The organism is Shewanella oncorhynchi (assembly GCF_030848765.1).
GTDB classification, from domain to species: domain Bacteria; phylum Pseudomonadota; class Gammaproteobacteria; order Enterobacterales; family Shewanellaceae; genus Shewanella; species Shewanella oncorhynchi.
On sequence record NZ_CP132914.1, the window covers coordinates 226,219 to 244,338 of the forward strand.

Here is an 18,120-nt window from a genome sequence, read left to right on the forward strand (position 1 = left end):
AAGCCTTAGACAGAATACAGATGCTTGATAAAGTTAAAGACTCAAAGAAAATCAGCTTTCCGAATTATTATTAACGTGGTCCAGAGATGGACACGGTAATAAACAGAATTTGCTTGGTGACAATAGCCTTGTGGAACCACCTGATCCCATCCCGAACTCAGAAGTGAAACGCAAACGCGCCGATGGTAGTGTGGGGTCTCCCCATGTGAGAGTAGGTCATCGCCAAGCGCCTAATTATCTCATTGAGATGTAACCAAGCCAGCTGAATAAGCTGGCTTTTTTGCGTCTGCAATTTGTTAATTGGACTGATTTTCCTGCTTTTCTCTCAGTTCTTCATCCTGCCATCTTCTCTAGCATGAGCTGCAATCCTCGCTTTTAGCAGTTACAATACGTTTTTGTCGTCATTGAACAAACACATGTCTCTATCTCATAGCCTTCAATCATTTAATTCCTTTGGTTTAGCCCAGTCTTGCGCGGATCTTGTTGAGGCGCACTCAAAAGAAGCTGTTAAGGCGATATGTGTGCCACTATGGCAACAGCAATTGCCTATGTTGGTGCTTGGTGGCGGTAGCAATCTGGTCTTTACGGAGGACTTTAACGGCACAGTTGTCAGGATTTTATCGAAAGGAATAAAAGTATCTGAAGACACAGAAGCATTTTATCTCGATGTTGAGGCGGGTGAGAATTGGCACGAGTTAATTCAGTTTACGCTCGAGCATGGCATGTTTGGGCTGGAGAATATGGCATTAATTCCTGGGACGGTTGGCGCAGCACCTATTCAGAATATTGGCGCTTATGGTGTTGAACTATGTGATGTGTGTGATTGGGTTGAGTATCTTGATTTACCCTCAGGTGAGTTTGTGCGCATCAGTACAGTTGAGTGTCAATTTGCTTACCGTGAGTCTATTTTCAAAGACAAATTGCGCAATCTCGCTGTAGTCACTGCTGTTGGACTGCGCTTAGCTAAACGTTGGCAACCGCGTTTGGCCTATGGTCCATTGCAATCGTTTGACCCCGCAACCGTTACAGCGTATGAGATTTTTGAGCGTGTATGCCAAGTACGAAGTGAAAAGCTTCCTGATCCCGCTGTGCTCGGCAATGCAGGCAGTTTCTTTAAAAACCCCATTGTAAGCGCAGCCTGTTATCTAGATTTAGCACAGCGTTTTCCGACGATAGTGGGCTACGCACAAGCGGATGCAACAGTGAAATTGGCGGCAGGCTGGTTGATTGAACAAGCGGGACTGAAAGGTTTTGTGCTCGGCAATGTGGCGGTGCATGACAAGCAAGCCTTAGTGTTAGTGAATCGAGGCGGAGCAACGGGGCATGATATTTGCCGCCTAGCGCTGCATGTTATTGCGCAAGTACGGGATAAATTTGGTGTCGTGCTAGAAGCTGAACCTAGAATCATCGGGGCTAACGGTGAAGGAGATTTGCATGTCTGATCATTGGGGAAGAAAACGCCAGATATTAGCTTTATTATCTAGCGGGCAATTTGTTTCAGGCGAGCAGTTAGCCACTGAACTTGGGATTTCGCGTGCCGCAGTGAATAAGCACATCGATGCGCTAGAAACCTATGGTGTGGCAATTTATAGCGTCAAAGGTCGCGGCTATAAGTTAGCGAATCCTATTTCTTTGATTGATGCTTCACGTTTAGTGCAATCAATTGATAATCGTTGCTTTTACTTTGATGAGATAGCAAGCACCAACGGTTTTTTGCTGGACCATATTACTGAATTGAAGAATGGTGATGTGTGTGTGGCAGAGTATCAATCCGCAGGTCGTGGTCGTCGAGGCAGGACTTGGGTGTCGCCCTATGGGCATCACTTATATTTCTCGCTGTTTTGGACTTTCCCGCAGGGAATGGCGCAGGCAATGGGATTAAGTTTAGTGGTGGCCTGTACATTGGTTGAAGTGCTTAAATCTTTTGGCGTCGAGAATATTGGTGTTAAGTGGCCCAATGACATCTATTTGGATAACAAGAAGCTTGCCGGGATCTTGATTGAGATGTCGGGTCAGGCTGATAGCCAGTGCCAGCTTATCATAGGTGTTGGTGTCAATATGGCTATGTCCGAGGAGCAAGGTAAAGGTATCGATCAGCCTTGGAGTGATTTGTCAGAGTTGGTCGATATGCCTGACAAGACGGCGCTTGTTATTGCATTACAGAAGCAGCTTAAGCGTGATATTCAGCTATTTGAGCGTGAAGGATTAGCTGCATTCAAGACTCGTTGGCAAGCCGCAGACTTATTTTATGGTCGTGAAATACGTTTGCTTATGGGGGAAAAGTCTGTCGAAGGAATTTGTCGAGGCGTTGATGAGCAAGGTGCAGTATTGCTCGAAACCGCCGACGGTGTTCAAGCATTTATCGGCGGTGAAATTAGCTTAAGGGCACGCTAAGTACCCAAGAGTCAATTTTACATAAGGCTATTTGCGCATCAGCACGTGGGACATCAAATGATCCTGACCTTTCTGCAGGATCAAATGGGCCCTCTCACGGGTCGGTTGAATGTTAAGTTGTAGGTTTGGGCCATTGATTGTGTCCCAAATATTGGCGGCAATCGTATTGGCCTCATCATCGGTTAGCGTCGAATAGTGATGAAAATAAGATTTTTTGTCACTGAATGCACCAGAGCGGAACTGCAAAAATCGTTCTTTATACCATTGTTTTAGCAAAGGTTCTTCTGCATCGACATAAATAGAAAAGTCGACAAAATCGGAGACAAAAGGACGACGGGTATCAACGGGTGAGTCGAGTCCAGTCTGCAATACATTCAAGCCTTCTAAAATTAAGATGTCTGGCTGAGAAACGGTTTGATGCTGATTCTTAACGCGGTCATAGGTGACGTGTGAATAGATAGGGGCTTTGACATGTGGCTGACCGGATTTCACGGCGGAGATAAACTCAACCAGCATTTTCATATCGTAACTTTCTGGAAATCCCTTACGCTGTAATAGTCCTTTACGTTTTAAGTCCGCAAGAGGATACAAAAAACCATCTGTTGTCACCAAATCAACTTTTGGGTGTTCAGGCCAGTGTCGTAGTAAAGCTTGCAAAATACGTGCTGTGGTGCTCTTTCCGACGGCGACACTACCAGCAATACTAATGATGTAAGGACTTTTTGATGGTTTTTGACCGAGGAATTCATCAACCACTAAGCCTCGTTGTTGCTTAGCTTTAACGATCAAATTCAGTAGTCGGCTAAGGGGAAGATAAATATCAGTCACTTCCGATAAGGAAATCTTTTCATTTATGCCTCTAAGGTTCTCCAAGTCTTGCTCACTCAGTGTCAACGGCACTGAATCTCGTAACTCAGACCATTGCAGGCGCTCGAAGGCGAGATAGAGTGCTTTTTGAATTGAATTTTTAGAAGTCATTGGCTTTCCTCAGCTTAGGAAAGGCACAGTACACTATGAGATTATTTGGAACAATACTAAATGGGTGATTGCAGTCGTGTTTCCGTTACCGTTTGATGTATTCGCTGTTTAATTGGCCGTCAAAGTTGGATAACGTGTAAAAAAACACCGTTCAAGCGCTTTTTTTACGTAAATAGGCGTTTTTTACTTGCACTTGGGAGCGCATTTACCTAATATCCCGTTCCGAAATGATAATGCCGGCATAGCTCAGTTGGTAGAGCAACTGACTTGTAATCAGTAGGTCCCGAGTTCGACTCTTGGTGCCGGCACCATTTTCTGTGGAGGGGTTCCCGAGTGGCCAAAGGGATCAGACTGTAAATCTGACGGCTCAGCCTTCGAAGGTTCGAATCCTTCTCCCTCCACCACTTTTTTCTAGGTAGTTAGGTAGCCTTAGTTAGGTTGCGCGGACATCGTATAATGGTATTACTCCAGCCTTCCAAGCTGATAACGCGGGTTCGATTCCCGCTGTCCGCTCCAAATTAGTTGCTGATATGGCTCAGTTGGTAGAGCACACCCTTGGTAAGGGTGAGGTCGGCAGTTCGAATCTGCCTATCAGCACCAGCCTCTCTAAATTTAGCTCCTACGCCTAAACATAATCGGTTCGATGTCATTTTAATGCATCGGATTTTTTCTATATGTTAGTTTTCATCACCAAGAATCTTGGACTGAGGCATTACCATGGCTAAAGCTAAATTTGAACGTATTAAGCCCCATGTAAACGTGGGCACCATTGGTCACGTTGACCATGGTAAAACCACACTGACTGCAGCTATCTCTCACGTACTGGCTAAGACCTACGGTGGCGAAGCTAAAGACTTCTCTCAAATCGATAACGCTCCAGAAGAGCGTGAGCGCGGTATTACGATCAATACCTCTCACATCGAATATGACACGCCTTCACGTCACTACGCACACGTAGACTGCCCAGGCCACGCTGACTATGTTAAAAACATGATCACTGGTGCTGCACAGATGGACGGCGCGATTCTAGTAGTTGCCTCTACAGACGGTCCAATGCCACAGACTCGTGAGCACATCCTGCTTTCTCGTCAGGTTGGCGTACCTTTCATCATCGTATTCATGAACAAATGTGACATGGTAGATGACGAAGAGTTACTGGAATTGGTCGAAATGGAAGTGCGTGAACTTCTGTCAGAATACGATTTCCCAGGTGATGATTTACCAGTAATCCAAGGTTCAGCTCTGAAGGCCCTAGAAGGTCAACCAGAGTGGGAAGCTAAGATCCTTGAATTAGCCGCAGCACTGGATTCTTACATTCCAGAACCACAACGTGATATCGATAAGCCGTTCCTACTGCCAATCGAAGACGTATTCTCAATTTCAGGCCGTGGTACAGTAGTTACTGGTCGTGTTGAGCGTGGTATTGTTAAAGTGGGTGACGAAGTTGAAATCGTTGGTGTTCGCACAACGACTAAAACAACGTGTACTGGTGTAGAAATGTTCCGTAAACTGCTTGACGAAGGTCGTGCAGGTGAGAACTGTGGTGTGTTATTACGTGGTACTAAGCGTGATGACGTAGAACGTGGTCAAGTATTGGCTAAACCAGGTTCAATCAACCCACACACCACTTTTGAATCAGAAGTTTATGTTCTGTCAAAAGAAGAAGGCGGACGTCACACTCCATTCTTCAAAGGCTACCGTCCACAGTTCTACTTCCGTACAACTGACGTAACCGGTACTATCGAACTGCCAGAAGGCGTAGAGATGGTAATGCCTGGCGACAACATCAAAATGGTAGTGACTCTGATTTGCCCAATCGCGATGGACGAAGGTTTACGCTTCGCAATCCGTGAAGGTGGTCGTACAGTTGGTGCTGGTGTAGTAGCTAAAATCATCGCTTAATTGCGATAGAAATTAGTTTGAAAAGGAAGCTTCGGCTTCCTTTTTTGTTTAAGTGGATTATTTCATAGGTTTTGTGGTTTGCATGGGATTCGCATCCTTGCTTACAAAGTCGAATAAGAATACAATCTATGGCCGATTTTTGACCCTGAGCTTATGCTATTTTGCGTTTCTAAGGGTGTTCGGAAATGCAGAGTGATGTGGGATTATGCCCGTCAATTAATGTGCTCTAAGCTCAGGCCGTATTGAGTAACGGAAAAACCGATGACAACAAATACTGAAAACCAGAACAATTCTCTGGATATCGTGAAGTGGGGTTTAGTGATTGTATTGCTAGCCGCTGCTGTTATTGGCAATCAAATGTATAGCGAAGCCAGTGCCGTCATACGTGCGCTTAGTGTTATCGTTGCATTCGCTATTGCTGGTTTTATTGCGCTTCAGACTGTAAAAGGTAAAAAAGCGTTAGCTTTTGCCCGTGAAGCGCATATCGAAGTGCGCAAGGTTGTATGGCCGACGCGTCAAGAAGCGCTAAACACCACTTTTATTGTCCTTGCAGCAACAGGTATCTTAGCCCTTATCCTTTGGGGTATGGATGCTGTGTTAATGCGAATTGTCAATTTTATCACTGGCGTATAGGCACCTCGAATGACTGAAGCTAAAGAAGCTAAAAAAAGATGGTATGTAGTGCAGGCATTCTCAGGCTATGAAGGCCGAGTTTGTAAGTCACTGATTGAATATATTAAAATGCATGGCATGGAAGCATACTTCGGTGAAGTATTGGTTCCGACTGAAGAAGTCATCGAAATGCGTGCAGGTCAGCGTCGCAAGAGCGAACGTAAGTTTTTCCCTGGCTATGTGTTAGTCCAGATGGAAATGAACGATGACAGCTGGCATTTAGTCAAAAGCATCCCGCGTGTTTTAGGCTTTATTGGCGGAACGTCTGATCGTCCTGCCCCAATTTCAGATAAAGAAGCTGATGCAATTCTGCGTCGCTTACAAGAAACGACAGCGTCACCGACTCATAGAACCATATTTGAGCCTGGTGAAGTGGTACGTGTGTGTGATGGTCCATTTGCTGATTTTAACGGTACCGTTGAAGAAGTGGATTATGACAAGAGCCGCGTGAAAGTATCAGTGATGATCTTTGGTCGTTCTACGCCTGTTGAACTTGATTTTAGTCAAGTTGAAAAAGGCTGATTAAATAAACTACAAAATCCGTTTGGCAACGGGTGCGAATTTCTATATAATTCGCACCCGTTGTTTTCGGGGGAGCATGTCAGCATGTCGCTGATGCGCGTTTGAACCCAAACTGAGGAAATGTCAGATGGCAAAGAAGATTGATGCTTATATTAAGCTACAAGTAAAATCCGGTTCTGCGAACCCATCACCACCAGTTGGTCCAGCTTTGGGTCAAAAAGGTGTGAACATCATGGAATTCTGTAAAGCGTTTAACGCCCGTACAGAAAAAATGGAAAAAGGCATGCCTATTCCAGTCGTGATCACTGTTTACAGTGACCGTTCATTCACTTTTGAAACTAAGACTTCTCCAGCGTCTTACTTACTGAAGACTGCTGCAGGCCTGAAATCAGGTTCTCCACGTCCAAACACTCAGAAAGTGGGTACTATCGCTCGCGCTAAAGTTCAAGAAATTGCTGAACTGAAAGCTGCCGATATGACTGGTGCTGACATTGAAGCGATGACTCGCTCAATCGAAGGTACTGCGCGTTCAATGGGTTTGGTTGTAGAGGATTAATATAATGGCAAAGCTAACTAAACGCATGCGCGTAATTCGCGAAAAAGTTGACGGTACTAAAAGCTACGATATCAACGAAGCTGTTGCTCTGTTAAAAGAATTAGCAACTGCAAAATTCGTTGAAAGTGTAGACGTAGCAGTTAACCTGGGTATTGACCCACGTAAATCTGACCAAAACGTTCGTGGTGCAACAGTGTTGCCACACGGTACAGGTCGTGACGTTCGCGTTGCAGTATTTACACAAGGTGCAAATGCTGAAGCTGCTAAAGCTGCTGGCGCTGAGCTAGTTGGTATGGATGATCTGGCTGAGAAAATCAAAGCCGGTGAAATGAACTTTGACGTAGTTATCGCATCTCCAGATGCAATGCGCGTTGTTGGTATGTTAGGTCAAATCTTAGGCCCACGTGGTTTAATGCCTAACCCTAAAACAGGTACAGTAACGCCAAACGTTGCTGAAGCTGTTAAGAACGCCAAAGCGGGTCAAGTTCGTTACCGTAACGACAAGAACGGTATTATCCACACTACTATCGGTAAAGTGGATTTCACACCAGTTCAATTGAAAGAAAACTTGGAAGCGTTAGTGTCAGCACTGAAAAAGGCTAAGCCAGCAGTTGCTAAAGGCATTTTCGTGAAAAAGATCAGCATCTCTACCACTATGGGTGCAGGTGTTGCAGTTGATCAAGCTACGCTTGAAACAACTCTATAATTTTACAAAGCGGGTGCATTAGTCTATAATGCGCGCACTTTGTGGGTTGAAGCCTGTTTTATCTCTCGTTTAGGCGGAGTTTAACTCAGGTTTCCGTCCAAGACCGCAGGTGTTTTTTGTAAAAATAACTTAATTTCCTGCGTAGACGGTGTCAGGCCCCAGCTAAAATTTTTTACTGGATAATCTGCACCGTAAGTCACTAAATACATAAGTATTTAGTATGGTAAATACTAGGGAATACCCTAGGTAGAATCCAGGAGTAAAGCCAATGGCATTAAGACTCGAAGACAAAAAAGCGATTGTTGCTGAAGTCAACGAAGCTGCCAAAGGTGCGCTATCTGCAGTTGCCGCTGATTCTCGCGGTGTGACTGTAGGTGCTATGACCGGTCTGCGTAAAAAAGCTCGCGAAGCTGGTGTATATGTACGTGTAGTACGTAACACGCTAGCTCGTCGTGCTGTTGAAGGTACTGCTTTTGAGTGCCTAGCAGAAACGTTCACTGGCCCAACTTTGATTGCTTTTTCTTTAGAGCACCCAGGTGCTGCAGCACGTCTGTTAAAAGACTTTGCTAAAGAACAAGCTAACTTCGAAGTTAAAGGCGCAGCCTTTGAAGGGAATTTCATCCCTGCAGCTGAAATTGATCGTTTGGCGAAACTGCCAACATACGAAGAAGCACTAGCTCAGTTAATGATGACTATGAAAGAAGCATCTGCTGGCAAGTTCGTTCGTACACTGGCCGCCCTGCGCGATCAAAAACAAGAAGCCGCTTAATTTCAAGCTGGCTGCTTAATAAAATTGAATTCAGAACAATAGGAAACATTTGTTATGTCTATCACTAAAGACCAAATCTTAGAAGCCTTTGCAGCTATGTCTGTAATGGAAGTTGTTGAACTGATCGAAGCTATGGAAGAGAAGTTCGGCGTTTCTGCCGCTGCTGCTGTTGTTTCTGGCGGTGCAGAAGCAGTTGTTGTTGAAGAACAAACAGAATTCAACGTAGTTCTGACTGCTCACGGCGACAACAAAGTTGCAGTTATTAAAGCCATCCGTGGCGCAACTGGTTTAGGCCTGAAAGAAGCTAAAGCTATGTCTGAAGCTGCTCCAGTAGCAGTTAAAGAAGGCGTTTCTAAAGAAGAAGCTGAAGCTCTGAAGAAAGAACTTACTGAAGCTGGTGCTTCTGTAGAAATTAAGTAAGCTATTATTTAGCTTGCTCACCCAAGCCACTTGGGTGGAGGCTGGCGGTTTTTTAACCGTCGGCCTTTTTTGCGCTATATGCGCTGGCGATTTTTTTTCACCGTTTGTCGCCAAATTTTGCAGTCCCTAGCAGAGATTACTGGTTAGGTTCTTGCCATCAACGGTGATGGGCAAACGTGCTGAATTCTAATAACTTAAGTTATTTATTCAGTCTTGGTCACATCTCGTAAGCAGAGGAAACCCATGGTTTACTCCTATTCTGAAAAGAAGCGTATTCGCAAAGACTTTGGTAAGCGTCCAAAAGTTTTGGATATCCCTTATTTATTGTCTATCCAGCTAGACTCTTTTAAGAAGTTCACCGATCAAGATCCTACCGGTGAGCGCGGTTTAGAAGCCGCCTTCCGTAGCGTTTTTCCCATCAAGAGCTTTTCTGGTAACTCAGAACTGCAATACGTCAGCTATAAGCTTGGCGAGCCTGTTTTTGATGTGAAAGAGTGTCAGATCCGTGGTGTTACGTATTCAGCTCCACTACGCGTTAAATTACGCATGGTGTTGTATGACCGTGAAGCTGCGGCGGGCACAGTAAAAGATATTAAAGAACAAGAAGTCTACATGGGTGATATCCCATTGATGACGGATAACGGTACTTTTGTTATCAACGGTACTGAGCGTGTAATCGTATCTCAATTACACCGTTCTCCAGGCGTGTTCTTTGATCATGACCGTGGTAAAACCCACTCATCAGGTAAGGTGCTGTATAACGCACGTATTATTCCTTACCGTGGTTCATGGCTTGACTTTGAATTCGATCCTAAAGATGCACTATTTGTGCGTATTGACCGTCGCCGTAAATTGCCTGCGACCATCATGTTACGTGCATTAGAATATTCTACTCAAGAGATCCTCGATCTGTTCTTCGAACGCGTTGAGTTCAAGATCAAGAAAGATACTCTGGTCATGTCTTTGGTGCCTGAACGTCTGCGTGGCGAAACTGCCAGCTATGACATCAAGGATGCTGAAGGTTCTGTACTGGTTGAAGCGGGACGTCGTATTACTGCGCGTCACATTCGTCAGTTAGAAAAGACTAATACCACTGAGCTTGAAGTGCCAGTTGAATATATCGTGGGCAAATATGCTGCTCAAGATTATATCGATCCGGACACGGGTGAAGTTTTAGTCTCTGCCAACAGTGAAATTAGCTTAGAAGATCTGGCTAAACTATCATTGGCCGGTATTAAAGATATCAGCACGTTGTATATCAACGAGCTAGATCATGGTGCTTATATTTCAGATACGCTGCGTATCGATTCAACCACTAACCGCTTAGAAGCGCTGGTTGAGATCTATCGTATGATGCGTCCTGGCGAGCCACCAACCAAAGATGCTGCCGAAGCGCTATTCCAGAACTTGTTCTTCAGTGAAGAGCGTTATGACCTGTCTAAAGTAGGTCGTATGAAGTTCAACCGTCGTCTCAGCATTCCTGATGACGAAGGTAGCGGTGTATTGTCTAAAGAAGACATCGTCGCGGTAATGAAGAACATCATTCATATCCGTAACGGTTTCGACGAAGTCGATGACATCGATCACTTAGGTAACCGTCGTATTCGTAGCGTCGGTGAAATGGCTGAAAACCAATTCCGTGTTGGTTTAGTCCGTGTTGAGCGCGCCGTGCGTGAACGTCTGTCTTTAGGCGATCTGAATGAGCTGATGCCACAAGACTTGATCAACGCTAAGCCAATTTCTGCTGCAGTGAAAGAGTTCTTCGGTTCTTCTCAGCTGTCACAATTCATGGACCAAAACAACCCGCTGTCAGAAGTAACGCATAAGCGTCGTATTTCTGCTCTTGGCCCAGGTGGTTTGACTCGTGAACGTGCAGGCTTCGAAGTCCGCGACGTACATCCAACGCATTATGGTCGTTTATGTCCAATTGAGACCCCTGAAGGTCCAAACATTGGTCTAATCAACTCATTAGCAAGTTTTGCCCGTACTAACTCTTACGGCTTCCTAGAAACGCCATACCGCAAGGTTATCGACGGCGTGATTACTGACGAAGTGGAATACTTGTCAGCAATCGAAGAAGGTCGTTATGTGATTGCACAGGCGAACATCGAAGTTGACGCTAGCGGTCGTATGGCAGAAGAGCAAATTGCTTGTCGTCATAAAGGTGAATCGACCTTTATGCGCGCTGCTGACATCCAGTATATGGACGTTTCGCCACAACAGATTATTTCTGTTGCTGCGTCGCTGATCCCATTCTTAGAACACGACGATGCTAACCGTGCCTTGATGGGTGCGAACATGCAACGTCAAGCCGTACCCACACTGCGCTCTGAAAAGCCGCTAGTAGGTACTGGTATTGAACGTACTTTGGCTGTTGACTCTGGTGTTGTGGTTGTTGCTAAACGTGGTGGTTTTGTAGACTACGTTGATGCGAGCCGCATCGTTGTTAAAGTAAATGAAGATGAGCTGCGTCCAGGCGAAGCCGGTATCGACATTTATAACCTGACTAAATACACCCGTTCTAACCAAAACACTTGTATCAACCAACGCCCTTGTTGTGCTGTTGGTGAGCCAGTCGTTCGTGGTGACGTGTTAGCAGACGGTCCGTCTACTGACTTAGGTGACTTAGCCCTTGGCCAGAACATGCGTATCGCATTCATGCCTTGGAACGGTTACAACTTCGAAGACTCGATCTTAATTTCTGAGCGCGTAGCGCAAGAAGACCGTTTCACCACTATCCACATTCAGGAGCTGTCTTGTATTGCTCGTGATACCAAACTGGGTAGCGAAGAAATCACGGCTGATATTCCAAACGTAGGTGAATCTGCTCTGTCGAAACTCGACGAGTCAGGTATCGTTTACATTGGTGCAGAAGTGAAGGGCGGCGATATTCTGGTTGGTAAAGTGACGCCAAAAGGCGAAACACAGCTAACGCCAGAAGAGAAGTTACTCCGTGCTATCTTCGGTGAGAAAGCGTCTGACGTTAAAGACAGTTCACTGCGTGTACCTAACTCTGTTAAGGGTACTATCATCGACGTTCAGGTATTTACCCGTGACGGCGTTGAAAAAGACAAGCGTGCAGTTGAAATCGAAGAGATGCACATTGCCCAAGCTCGTAAAGACTTAGGTGAAGAGTTCAAGATCCTTGAAGAAGGTGTATTGAGCCGTGCGCGTAACCTGTTAATCGGTGCTGGTTTCACTGAAGCGCAAATTGCTGCGTTGCCACGTAAAGATGTATTGGTTCAAGTCATTGACGATGAAGCAAAACAAACTGAACTTGAGCAATTAGCTGAACAGCATGAAGAGCTGAAAGCTGACTTCGATAAGAAGTTTGAAATCAAACGTCGCAAGATCACCCAAGGTGATGACTTGGCGCCAGGCGTACTCAAAATCGTTAAGGTTTACTTAGCGGTTAAGCGTACTATCCAACCTGGTGACAAGATGGCGGGTCGTCACGGTAACAAGGGTGTTATCTCTAAGATTTGCCCAATCGAAGACATGCCATATGACGAACAAGGTAACCCAGTAGACATCGTATTGAACCCGCTAGGTGTTCCATCACGTATGAACATTGGTCAGGTACTTGAAGTCCATATGGGCGCCGCTGCCAAAGGCATTGGTAACAAGATCACTGCGATGCTTGAAGAACAGCGTGAGCTGGCTGAAGTTCGTGGTTACATCAAGCAAGTTTATGAATTAGGTGACGAAGTGCAGCAGCGCGTCGATATCGATTCATTCACTGATGATGAAGTATTACGTCTTGCGACTAACCTGAAAGGCGGTATCCCGATTGCAACTCCTGCATTCGACGGTGCTAAAGAGAAAGAGATCAAGCAGATGCTTGAACTTGCAGGTTTGCCAACCTCTGGTCAGTTGAAGTTGTTTGATGGTCGTACCGGTAACGAATTTGAGCGTCAAGTAACGGTAGGTTACATGTACATGCTCAAACTGAACCACTTAGTTGATGACAAGATGCACGCCCGTTCTACCGGTTCGTACAGCTTAGTGACTCAACAACCACTGGGCGGTAAAGCTCAGTTTGGTGGTCAGCGTTTCGGTGAGATGGAAGTGTGGGCACTAGAAGCATACGGTGCCGCTTATACGCTTCAAGAAATGCTCACTGTTAAATCGGATGACGTTAACGGTCGTACTCAGATGTATAAGAACATCGTCGACGGTAACCATCAGATGCAACCTGGCATGCCAGAGTCCTTCAACGTGTTACTGAAGGAGATCCGTTCACTCGGTATTAATATCGAGTTGGATCAGGCATAAGCGCAGGCCTTTAGCCGCGTTTGGCAAACAGAATGGTGCTCCGTGCAAGCGGAGCACCCGGTTTAACTCCTTCAGGAGAGAAACGTGAAAGACTTATTAAAGTTTCTGAAACAGCAAAGCAAGACTGAAGAATTTAACGGCATCAAAATTGGTCTGGCATCGCCTGATCTGATCCGTTCTTGGTCTTTTGGTGAAGTTAAGAAGCCAGAAACCATCAACTACCGTACCTTCAAGCCTGAGCGTGAAGGTCTGTTCTGTGCGCGTATCTTTGGCCCAGTCAAAGATTACGAATGTTTGTGCGGTAAGTACAAACGTTTGAAGCACCGTGGTGTTATTTGTGAAAAGTGTGGCGTTGAAGTAACCCAAACGAAAGTACGTCGTGAGCGTATGGGTCACATCGAACTGGCTAGCCCAGTTGCGCACATTTGGTTCTTAAAATCACTGCCGTCACGTATTGGCTTAATGCTGGATATGACGCTGCGTGATATCGAACGCGTACTGTATTTTGAATCATTTGTCGTGATCGAGCCTGGCATGACCAGCCTTGAACGTGGCCAAATGCTGACAGAAGAAACTTATCTGGATGCATTAGAAGAATACGGTGATGAGTTCGAAGCTAAAATGGGTGCCGAAGCAGTACTTGAACTGTTACGTGCTATCGATTTAGCGAAAGAAATCGAACAAATGCGTGAAGAATTGCCTTCAATCAACTCTGAGACTCGTCGCAAGAAAGTGACTAAACGTCTTAAGTTGATGGAAGCATTCTACACTTCAGGCAACAAGCCTGAGTGGATGATCTTAAAAGTACTGCCTGTGTTACCACCTGACTTACGTCCGTTGGTTCCGCTCGATGGCGGCCGCTTCGCGACTTCAGATCTTAACGACCTGTATCGCCGCGTGATCAACCGTAACAACCGTTTGAAGCGTCTGTTAGATTTAGCTGCGCCAGACATTATCGTACGCAACGAAAAGCGTATGTTACAAGAGTCTGTTGATGCGCTATTAGATAACGGTCGTCGTGGTCGTGCTATTACCGGTTCTAACAAGCGTCCTCTGAAATCTTTGGCTGATATGATCAAAGGTAAGCAAGGTCGTTTCCGTCAGAACTTGTTGGGTAAGCGCGTCGACTATTCTGGTCGTTCGGTAATTACCGTAGGTCCTACTCTACGTCTGCACCAATGTGGTCTTCCTAAGAAGATGGCACTGGAACTGTTCAAGCCATTCATCTATGGCAAGCTAGAAGGTCGTGGCTTAGCTACTACCATCAAAGCGGCTAAGAAGATGGTTGAGCGTGAAGTGGCAGAAGTATGGGACGTTCTGGATGAAGTGATCCGCGAACATCCAGTGATGCTCAACCGTGCACCAACACTGCACAGACTGGGTATCCAAGCGTTCGAACCTGTACTGATTGAAGGTAAAGCGATCCAGTTACACCCACTCGTTTGTGCGGCATACAACGCCGACTTCGACGGTGACCAAATGGCGGTACACGTACCGTTAACACTGGAAGCGCAGCTTGAAGCCCGTGCCCTGATGATGTCTACCAACAACATCCTGTCACCAGCCAACGGCGAGCCTGTTATCACCCCGTCTCAAGACGTGGTATTGGGTCTGTACTACACCAGCCGTGAGCGTATTAACGGCCGTGGTGAAGGTATGGCATTTATGTCTGTTGCTGAAGTTGAAAAAGCTTACGCAACTGGCGCTGCTGAACTGCATGCCCGCGTTAAAGTTCGTATCACTGAAACCATTATTGGTGACGATGGTGAGCGCACTGAACAACGCCGTATCGTTGATACGACTGTGGGTCGTGCTTTGCTGTCACTTATTCTGCCAGCAGGTTTGTCATTTGATCTGGTTAACCAGAACATGGGCAAAAAGCAGATCTCTAAACTGTTGAACACCTGTTATCGTCAACTGGGTCTGAAAGATACTGTTATCTTCGCTGACCAATTGATGTATACCGGTTTCCGTTTTGCAACCATCTCTGGTGCCTCTGTAGGTATCGATGACATGGTTATTCCAGACGAGAAATACACCTTAGTTGCTGATGCAGAAGCGGAAGTTCTTGAAATTCAAGAGCAGTTCCAATCTGGTCTAGTCACAGCCGGTGAGCGTTACAACAAAGTTATCGATATCTGGGCTAGTGCCAACGAAAAAGTTTCTAAAGCGATGATGGAAAACCTGTCAACTGAGACAGTGATTAACCGTGATGGTGTTGAAGAGAAACAAGCCTCGTTTAACAGCATCTATATGATGGCTGACTCAGGCGCTCGTGGTAGTGCCGCACAGATCCGTCAGTTGGCGGGTATGCGTGGTCTGATGGCTAAGCCAGACGGCTCAATCATCGAAACGCCAATTACCGCTAACTTCCGTGAAGGTCTAAACGTACTCCAGTACTTTATTTCTACTCACGGTGCGCGTAAAGGTCTAGCCGATACGGCATTGAAGACAGCGAACTCGGGTTACCTGACTCGTCGTCTTGTAGACGTTGCACAAGATTTAGTGGTTATCGAAGACGATTGTGGTACTCACGAAGGTCTAACCATGAAACCGCTGATTGAAGGTGGTGATGTGGTTGAGCCGTTACGTGAACGCGTACTGGGTCGTGTGGTTGCGATTGATGTGTTCTATCCAGGCACTGAAGACGTATTAGCACCACGTAACACGCTACTCGACGAAGCATGGTGTGACAAGTTAGAAGAGCATTCAATCGACGAAGTGATTGTACGTTCTGTTATTTCTTGTGATACCGATTTCGGTGTGTGTGCAGCTTGTTACGGTCGTGACTTGGCTCGTGGTCATATTATTAACCACGGTGAAGCCATCGGTGTTGTGGCAGCACAATCTATCGGTGAACCAGGTACACAGTTAACGATGCGTACGTTCCACATCGGTGGTGCGGCATCTAGAGCGTCTGCAGAAAACAATGTCCAAGTGAAAAACTCGGGTTCATTGAAACTGCATAATGCTAAGCATGTGACTAACAGTGACGGCAAACTGGTTATCGTTTCTCGTTCTTCTGAACTGGCTGTTATTGACGAGCTGGGTCGTGAGAAAGAGCGTTATAAAGTGCCATACGGTACTGTGCTCGAGAAACTAGAAGAAGCGGCTGTTGAAGCGGGCGATGTTATCGCTAACTGGGATCCACATACTCACCCAATCATTTCTGAAGTGGCGGGTAGTATCAAGTTCGTCGACATGATTGATGGTGTCACTATGACACGTCAAACAGACGAACTAACGGGTCTGTCATCAATCGTGATCCTTGACGTTGGTCAGCGTGGTACTGCGGGTAAAGAAATGCGTCCAATGATCCGTCTGCTTGGCGCTAATGGTGCTGACTTGATGATCCCAGGTACTGAAGTACCAGCACAATACTTCTTACCAGGTAGTGCGATCGTTAACTTAGAAGATAACGCGCAAATCAACGTGGGTGACGCATTAGCTCGTATTCCTCAGGAATCGTCCAAAACTCGCGACATCACCGGTGGTCTGCCACGCGTTGCTGACTTGTTCGAAGCGCGTAAGCCAAAAGAGCCTGCTATTCTGGCGGAAATCTCTGGTACCATCTCGTTTGGTAAAGAGACCAAAGGTAAGCGTCGTTTGGTGATTACACCTGCTGATGGCGGCGATCATTATGAAGAGATGATCCCTAAGTGGCGTAACTTAAACGTGTTCGAAGGTGAAAAAGTCGAACGTGGTGAAGTTATCGCTGACGGTCCAGAAGCGGCACACGACATTCTGCGTCTTCGTGGTATCCACAACGTAGCAAACTACATTGTGAACGAAGTACAGGACGTTTACCGTCTGCAAGGCGTGAAGATCAACGATAAGCATATCGAAGTGATCATCCGTCAGATGCTGCGTAAGTGTCTTATCACTTCTGCCGGTGACACTGACTTCCTCGAAGGGGAACAAGCTGAAGTGTCACGCGTGAAGATCGCTAACCGCGAACTGATCGCCCAAGGTAAAGTGCCTGCGACCTTTGAACGTGAACTACTGGGTATTACTAAAGCATCTCTGGCAACAGAATCCTTTATCTCAGCAGCATCGTTCCAAGAAACTACGCGCGTACTGACCGAAGCCGCCGTAGGTGGTAAGAGCGATCAATTACGTGGTCTGAAAGAAAACGTTATCGTTGGCCGACTGATCCCAGCCGGTACTGGTTACGCTTATCACAAGACTCGTAATGAAGCGCGTGCGAAGAAAAACGAACCTGTAGTAGTGAACAAGATCACTGCAAGTGAAGCCGAACAGAACTTGGCCGATCTCTTAAACTTGGCTGGTAGCCAAGATTAAGTAATAAGTTTGTTATAAAAAGGCGCCTATGGCGCCTTTTTTCTTGTAATATGCCGCAAAAGTTGGCTATTTCTTGACAGTCAGGCATTACCTTTCTAAAATTCCGCGTCCCACCATTGTGGGATATAGATTTTTCACACCTTATCGTTGAGTTTGATTCAACTGACTCGGAGCTATACATGGCAACTGTAAACCAGTTGGTACGTAAGCCACGCGCGCCAAAAGTCGACAAGACTAACGTGCCTGCGTTGAATGCGTGCCCGCAAAAACGTGGTGTTTGTACACGTGTGTACACTACTACCCCTAAAAAACCTAACTCTGCACTACGTAAAGTAGCTCGTGTGCGTCTAACTAACGGTTTCGAAGTAACTTCGTACATCGGCGGTGAAGGCCACAACCTGCAGGAACATAGCGTGATCTTAATCCGTGGTGGTCGTGTTAAAGACTTACCAGGTGTGCGTTATCACACTATTCGTGGCGCATTAGACTGTGCAGGCGTGACTTCACGTCGCCAAAGCCGTTCTAAATACGGTGCTAAGCGTCCTAAGTCTTAACTTATCCGTTAAGTAAGGCCAAGCTAGTTTTATTTTGAGAATTCCAGTTTTGGAAATCCCTGAAGCATAC

13 protein-coding genes, 4 tRNA genes and 1 rRNA gene are annotated in these 18,120 nt (G+C 45.9%); 17 read left to right on the forward strand and 1 reads right to left on the reverse strand.

Annotation, left to right across the window (positions count from 1 at the left end; all coding sequences use genetic code 11):
- Positions 1-112: 112 nt before the first annotated feature.
- From rrf to birA, 3 genes are all read left to right on the forward strand, one after another.
- Positions 113-228 (forward strand): 5S ribosomal RNA (gene rrf, locus RA178_RS00985).
- Between the two features lie 188 nt (positions 229-416).
- Positions 417-1,442 carry a UDP-N-acetylmuramate dehydrogenase gene (gene murB / locus RA178_RS00990; protein ID WP_263257269.1) on the forward strand — a complete coding sequence of 342 codons (1,026 nt, stop codon included), beginning with the start codon at positions 417-419 and terminating at the stop codon, positions 1,440-1,442.
- On the forward strand, positions 1,435-2,394 hold the full coding sequence (birA, locus tag RA178_RS00995; protein WP_306684158.1) for a bifunctional biotin--[acetyl-CoA-carboxylase] ligase/biotin operon repressor BirA: 960 nt from the start codon (positions 1,435-1,437) through the stop codon (positions 2,392-2,394). Before murB ends, birA begins: the two co-directional genes overlap by 8 nt.
- A gap of 27 nt (positions 2,395-2,421) precedes the next feature.
- Here the strand turns inward: birA and coaA are convergent, their stop codons facing one another.
- Positions 2,422-3,372, reverse strand: a complete 951-nt coding sequence (gene coaA / locus RA178_RS01000) for a type I pantothenate kinase (RefSeq protein WP_105251027.1) — start codon at positions 3,370-3,372, stop codon at positions 2,422-2,424.
- A 235-nt stretch (positions 3,373-3,607) separates the two neighbouring features.
- On the opposite strand from coaA, the gene RA178_RS01005 reads away from it, so the two are divergent.
- The 14 genes from RA178_RS01005 to rpsL all read left to right on the forward strand — a co-directional run bounded on the left by RA178_RS01005 (position 3,608) and on the right by rpsL (position 18,050).
- Positions 3,608-3,683, forward strand: a tRNA-Thr gene (locus tag RA178_RS01005).
- An 8-nt stretch (positions 3,684-3,691) separates the two neighbouring features.
- A tRNA-Tyr gene (locus RA178_RS01010) sits at positions 3,692-3,776 on the forward strand.
- A 38-nt stretch (positions 3,777-3,814) separates the two neighbouring features.
- Positions 3,815-3,888: transfer RNA gene (locus tag RA178_RS01015), tRNA-Gly, on the forward strand.
- A gap of 8 nt (positions 3,889-3,896) precedes the next feature.
- Positions 3,897-3,972: transfer RNA gene (locus tag RA178_RS01020), tRNA-Thr, on the forward strand.
- Between the two features lie 117 nt (positions 3,973-4,089).
- Entirely contained in the window at positions 4,090-5,274 is a 1,185-nt protein-coding gene (gene tuf / locus RA178_RS01025; RefSeq protein WP_105251028.1) for an elongation factor Tu, read from the forward strand.
- Between the two features lie 261 nt (positions 5,275-5,535).
- Positions 5,536-5,907: a preprotein translocase subunit SecE gene (gene secE, locus RA178_RS01030; RefSeq protein ID WP_006083613.1), complete on the forward strand. Its 372-nt coding sequence runs from the start codon at positions 5,536-5,538 to the stop codon at positions 5,905-5,907.
- 9 nt (positions 5,908-5,916) lie between these two features.
- Positions 5,917-6,468, forward strand: a complete 552-nt coding sequence (gene nusG / locus RA178_RS01035; protein ID WP_105251029.1) for a transcription termination/antitermination protein NusG — start codon at positions 5,917-5,919, stop codon at positions 6,466-6,468.
- A 127-nt stretch (positions 6,469-6,595) separates the two neighbouring features.
- Complete coding sequence (rplK, locus tag RA178_RS01040; RefSeq protein ID WP_006083611.1) at positions 6,596-7,024, forward strand: 50S ribosomal protein L11; 429 nt, start codon at positions 6,596-6,598, stop codon at positions 7,022-7,024.
- Positions 7,025-7,028: 4 nt separating this feature from the next.
- Positions 7,029-7,730, forward strand: coding sequence for a 50S ribosomal protein L1 (rplA, locus tag RA178_RS01045; RefSeq protein ID WP_105251030.1), 702 nt, complete (start codon positions 7,029-7,031; stop codon positions 7,728-7,730).
- Between the two features lie 268 nt (positions 7,731-7,998).
- Positions 7,999-8,499, forward strand: a complete 501-nt coding sequence (gene rplJ / locus RA178_RS01050; RefSeq protein WP_006083609.1) for a 50S ribosomal protein L10 — start codon at positions 7,999-8,001, stop codon at positions 8,497-8,499.
- 54 nt (positions 8,500-8,553) lie between these two features.
- Positions 8,554-8,919, forward strand: coding sequence for a 50S ribosomal protein L7/L12 (rplL, locus tag RA178_RS01055; RefSeq protein WP_105251031.1), 366 nt, complete (start codon positions 8,554-8,556; stop codon positions 8,917-8,919).
- 243 nt (positions 8,920-9,162) lie between these two features.
- The gene (gene rpoB, locus RA178_RS01060) at positions 9,163-13,194 is read left to right on the forward strand and encodes a DNA-directed RNA polymerase subunit beta (protein ID WP_105251032.1); all 4,032 of its coding nucleotides are present in this window, start codon (positions 9,163-9,165) and stop codon (positions 13,192-13,194) included.
- A gap of 84 nt (positions 13,195-13,278) precedes the next feature.
- On the forward strand, positions 13,279-17,496 hold the full coding sequence (gene rpoC / locus RA178_RS01065; RefSeq protein ID WP_105251033.1) for a DNA-directed RNA polymerase subunit beta': 4,218 nt from the start codon (positions 13,279-13,281) through the stop codon (positions 17,494-17,496).
- A 179-nt stretch (positions 17,497-17,675) separates the two neighbouring features.
- Positions 17,676-18,050, forward strand: coding sequence for a 30S ribosomal protein S12 (gene rpsL / locus RA178_RS01070; protein WP_006083605.1), 375 nt, complete (start codon positions 17,676-17,678; stop codon positions 18,048-18,050).
- Positions 18,051-18,120 lie beyond the last annotated feature (70 nt).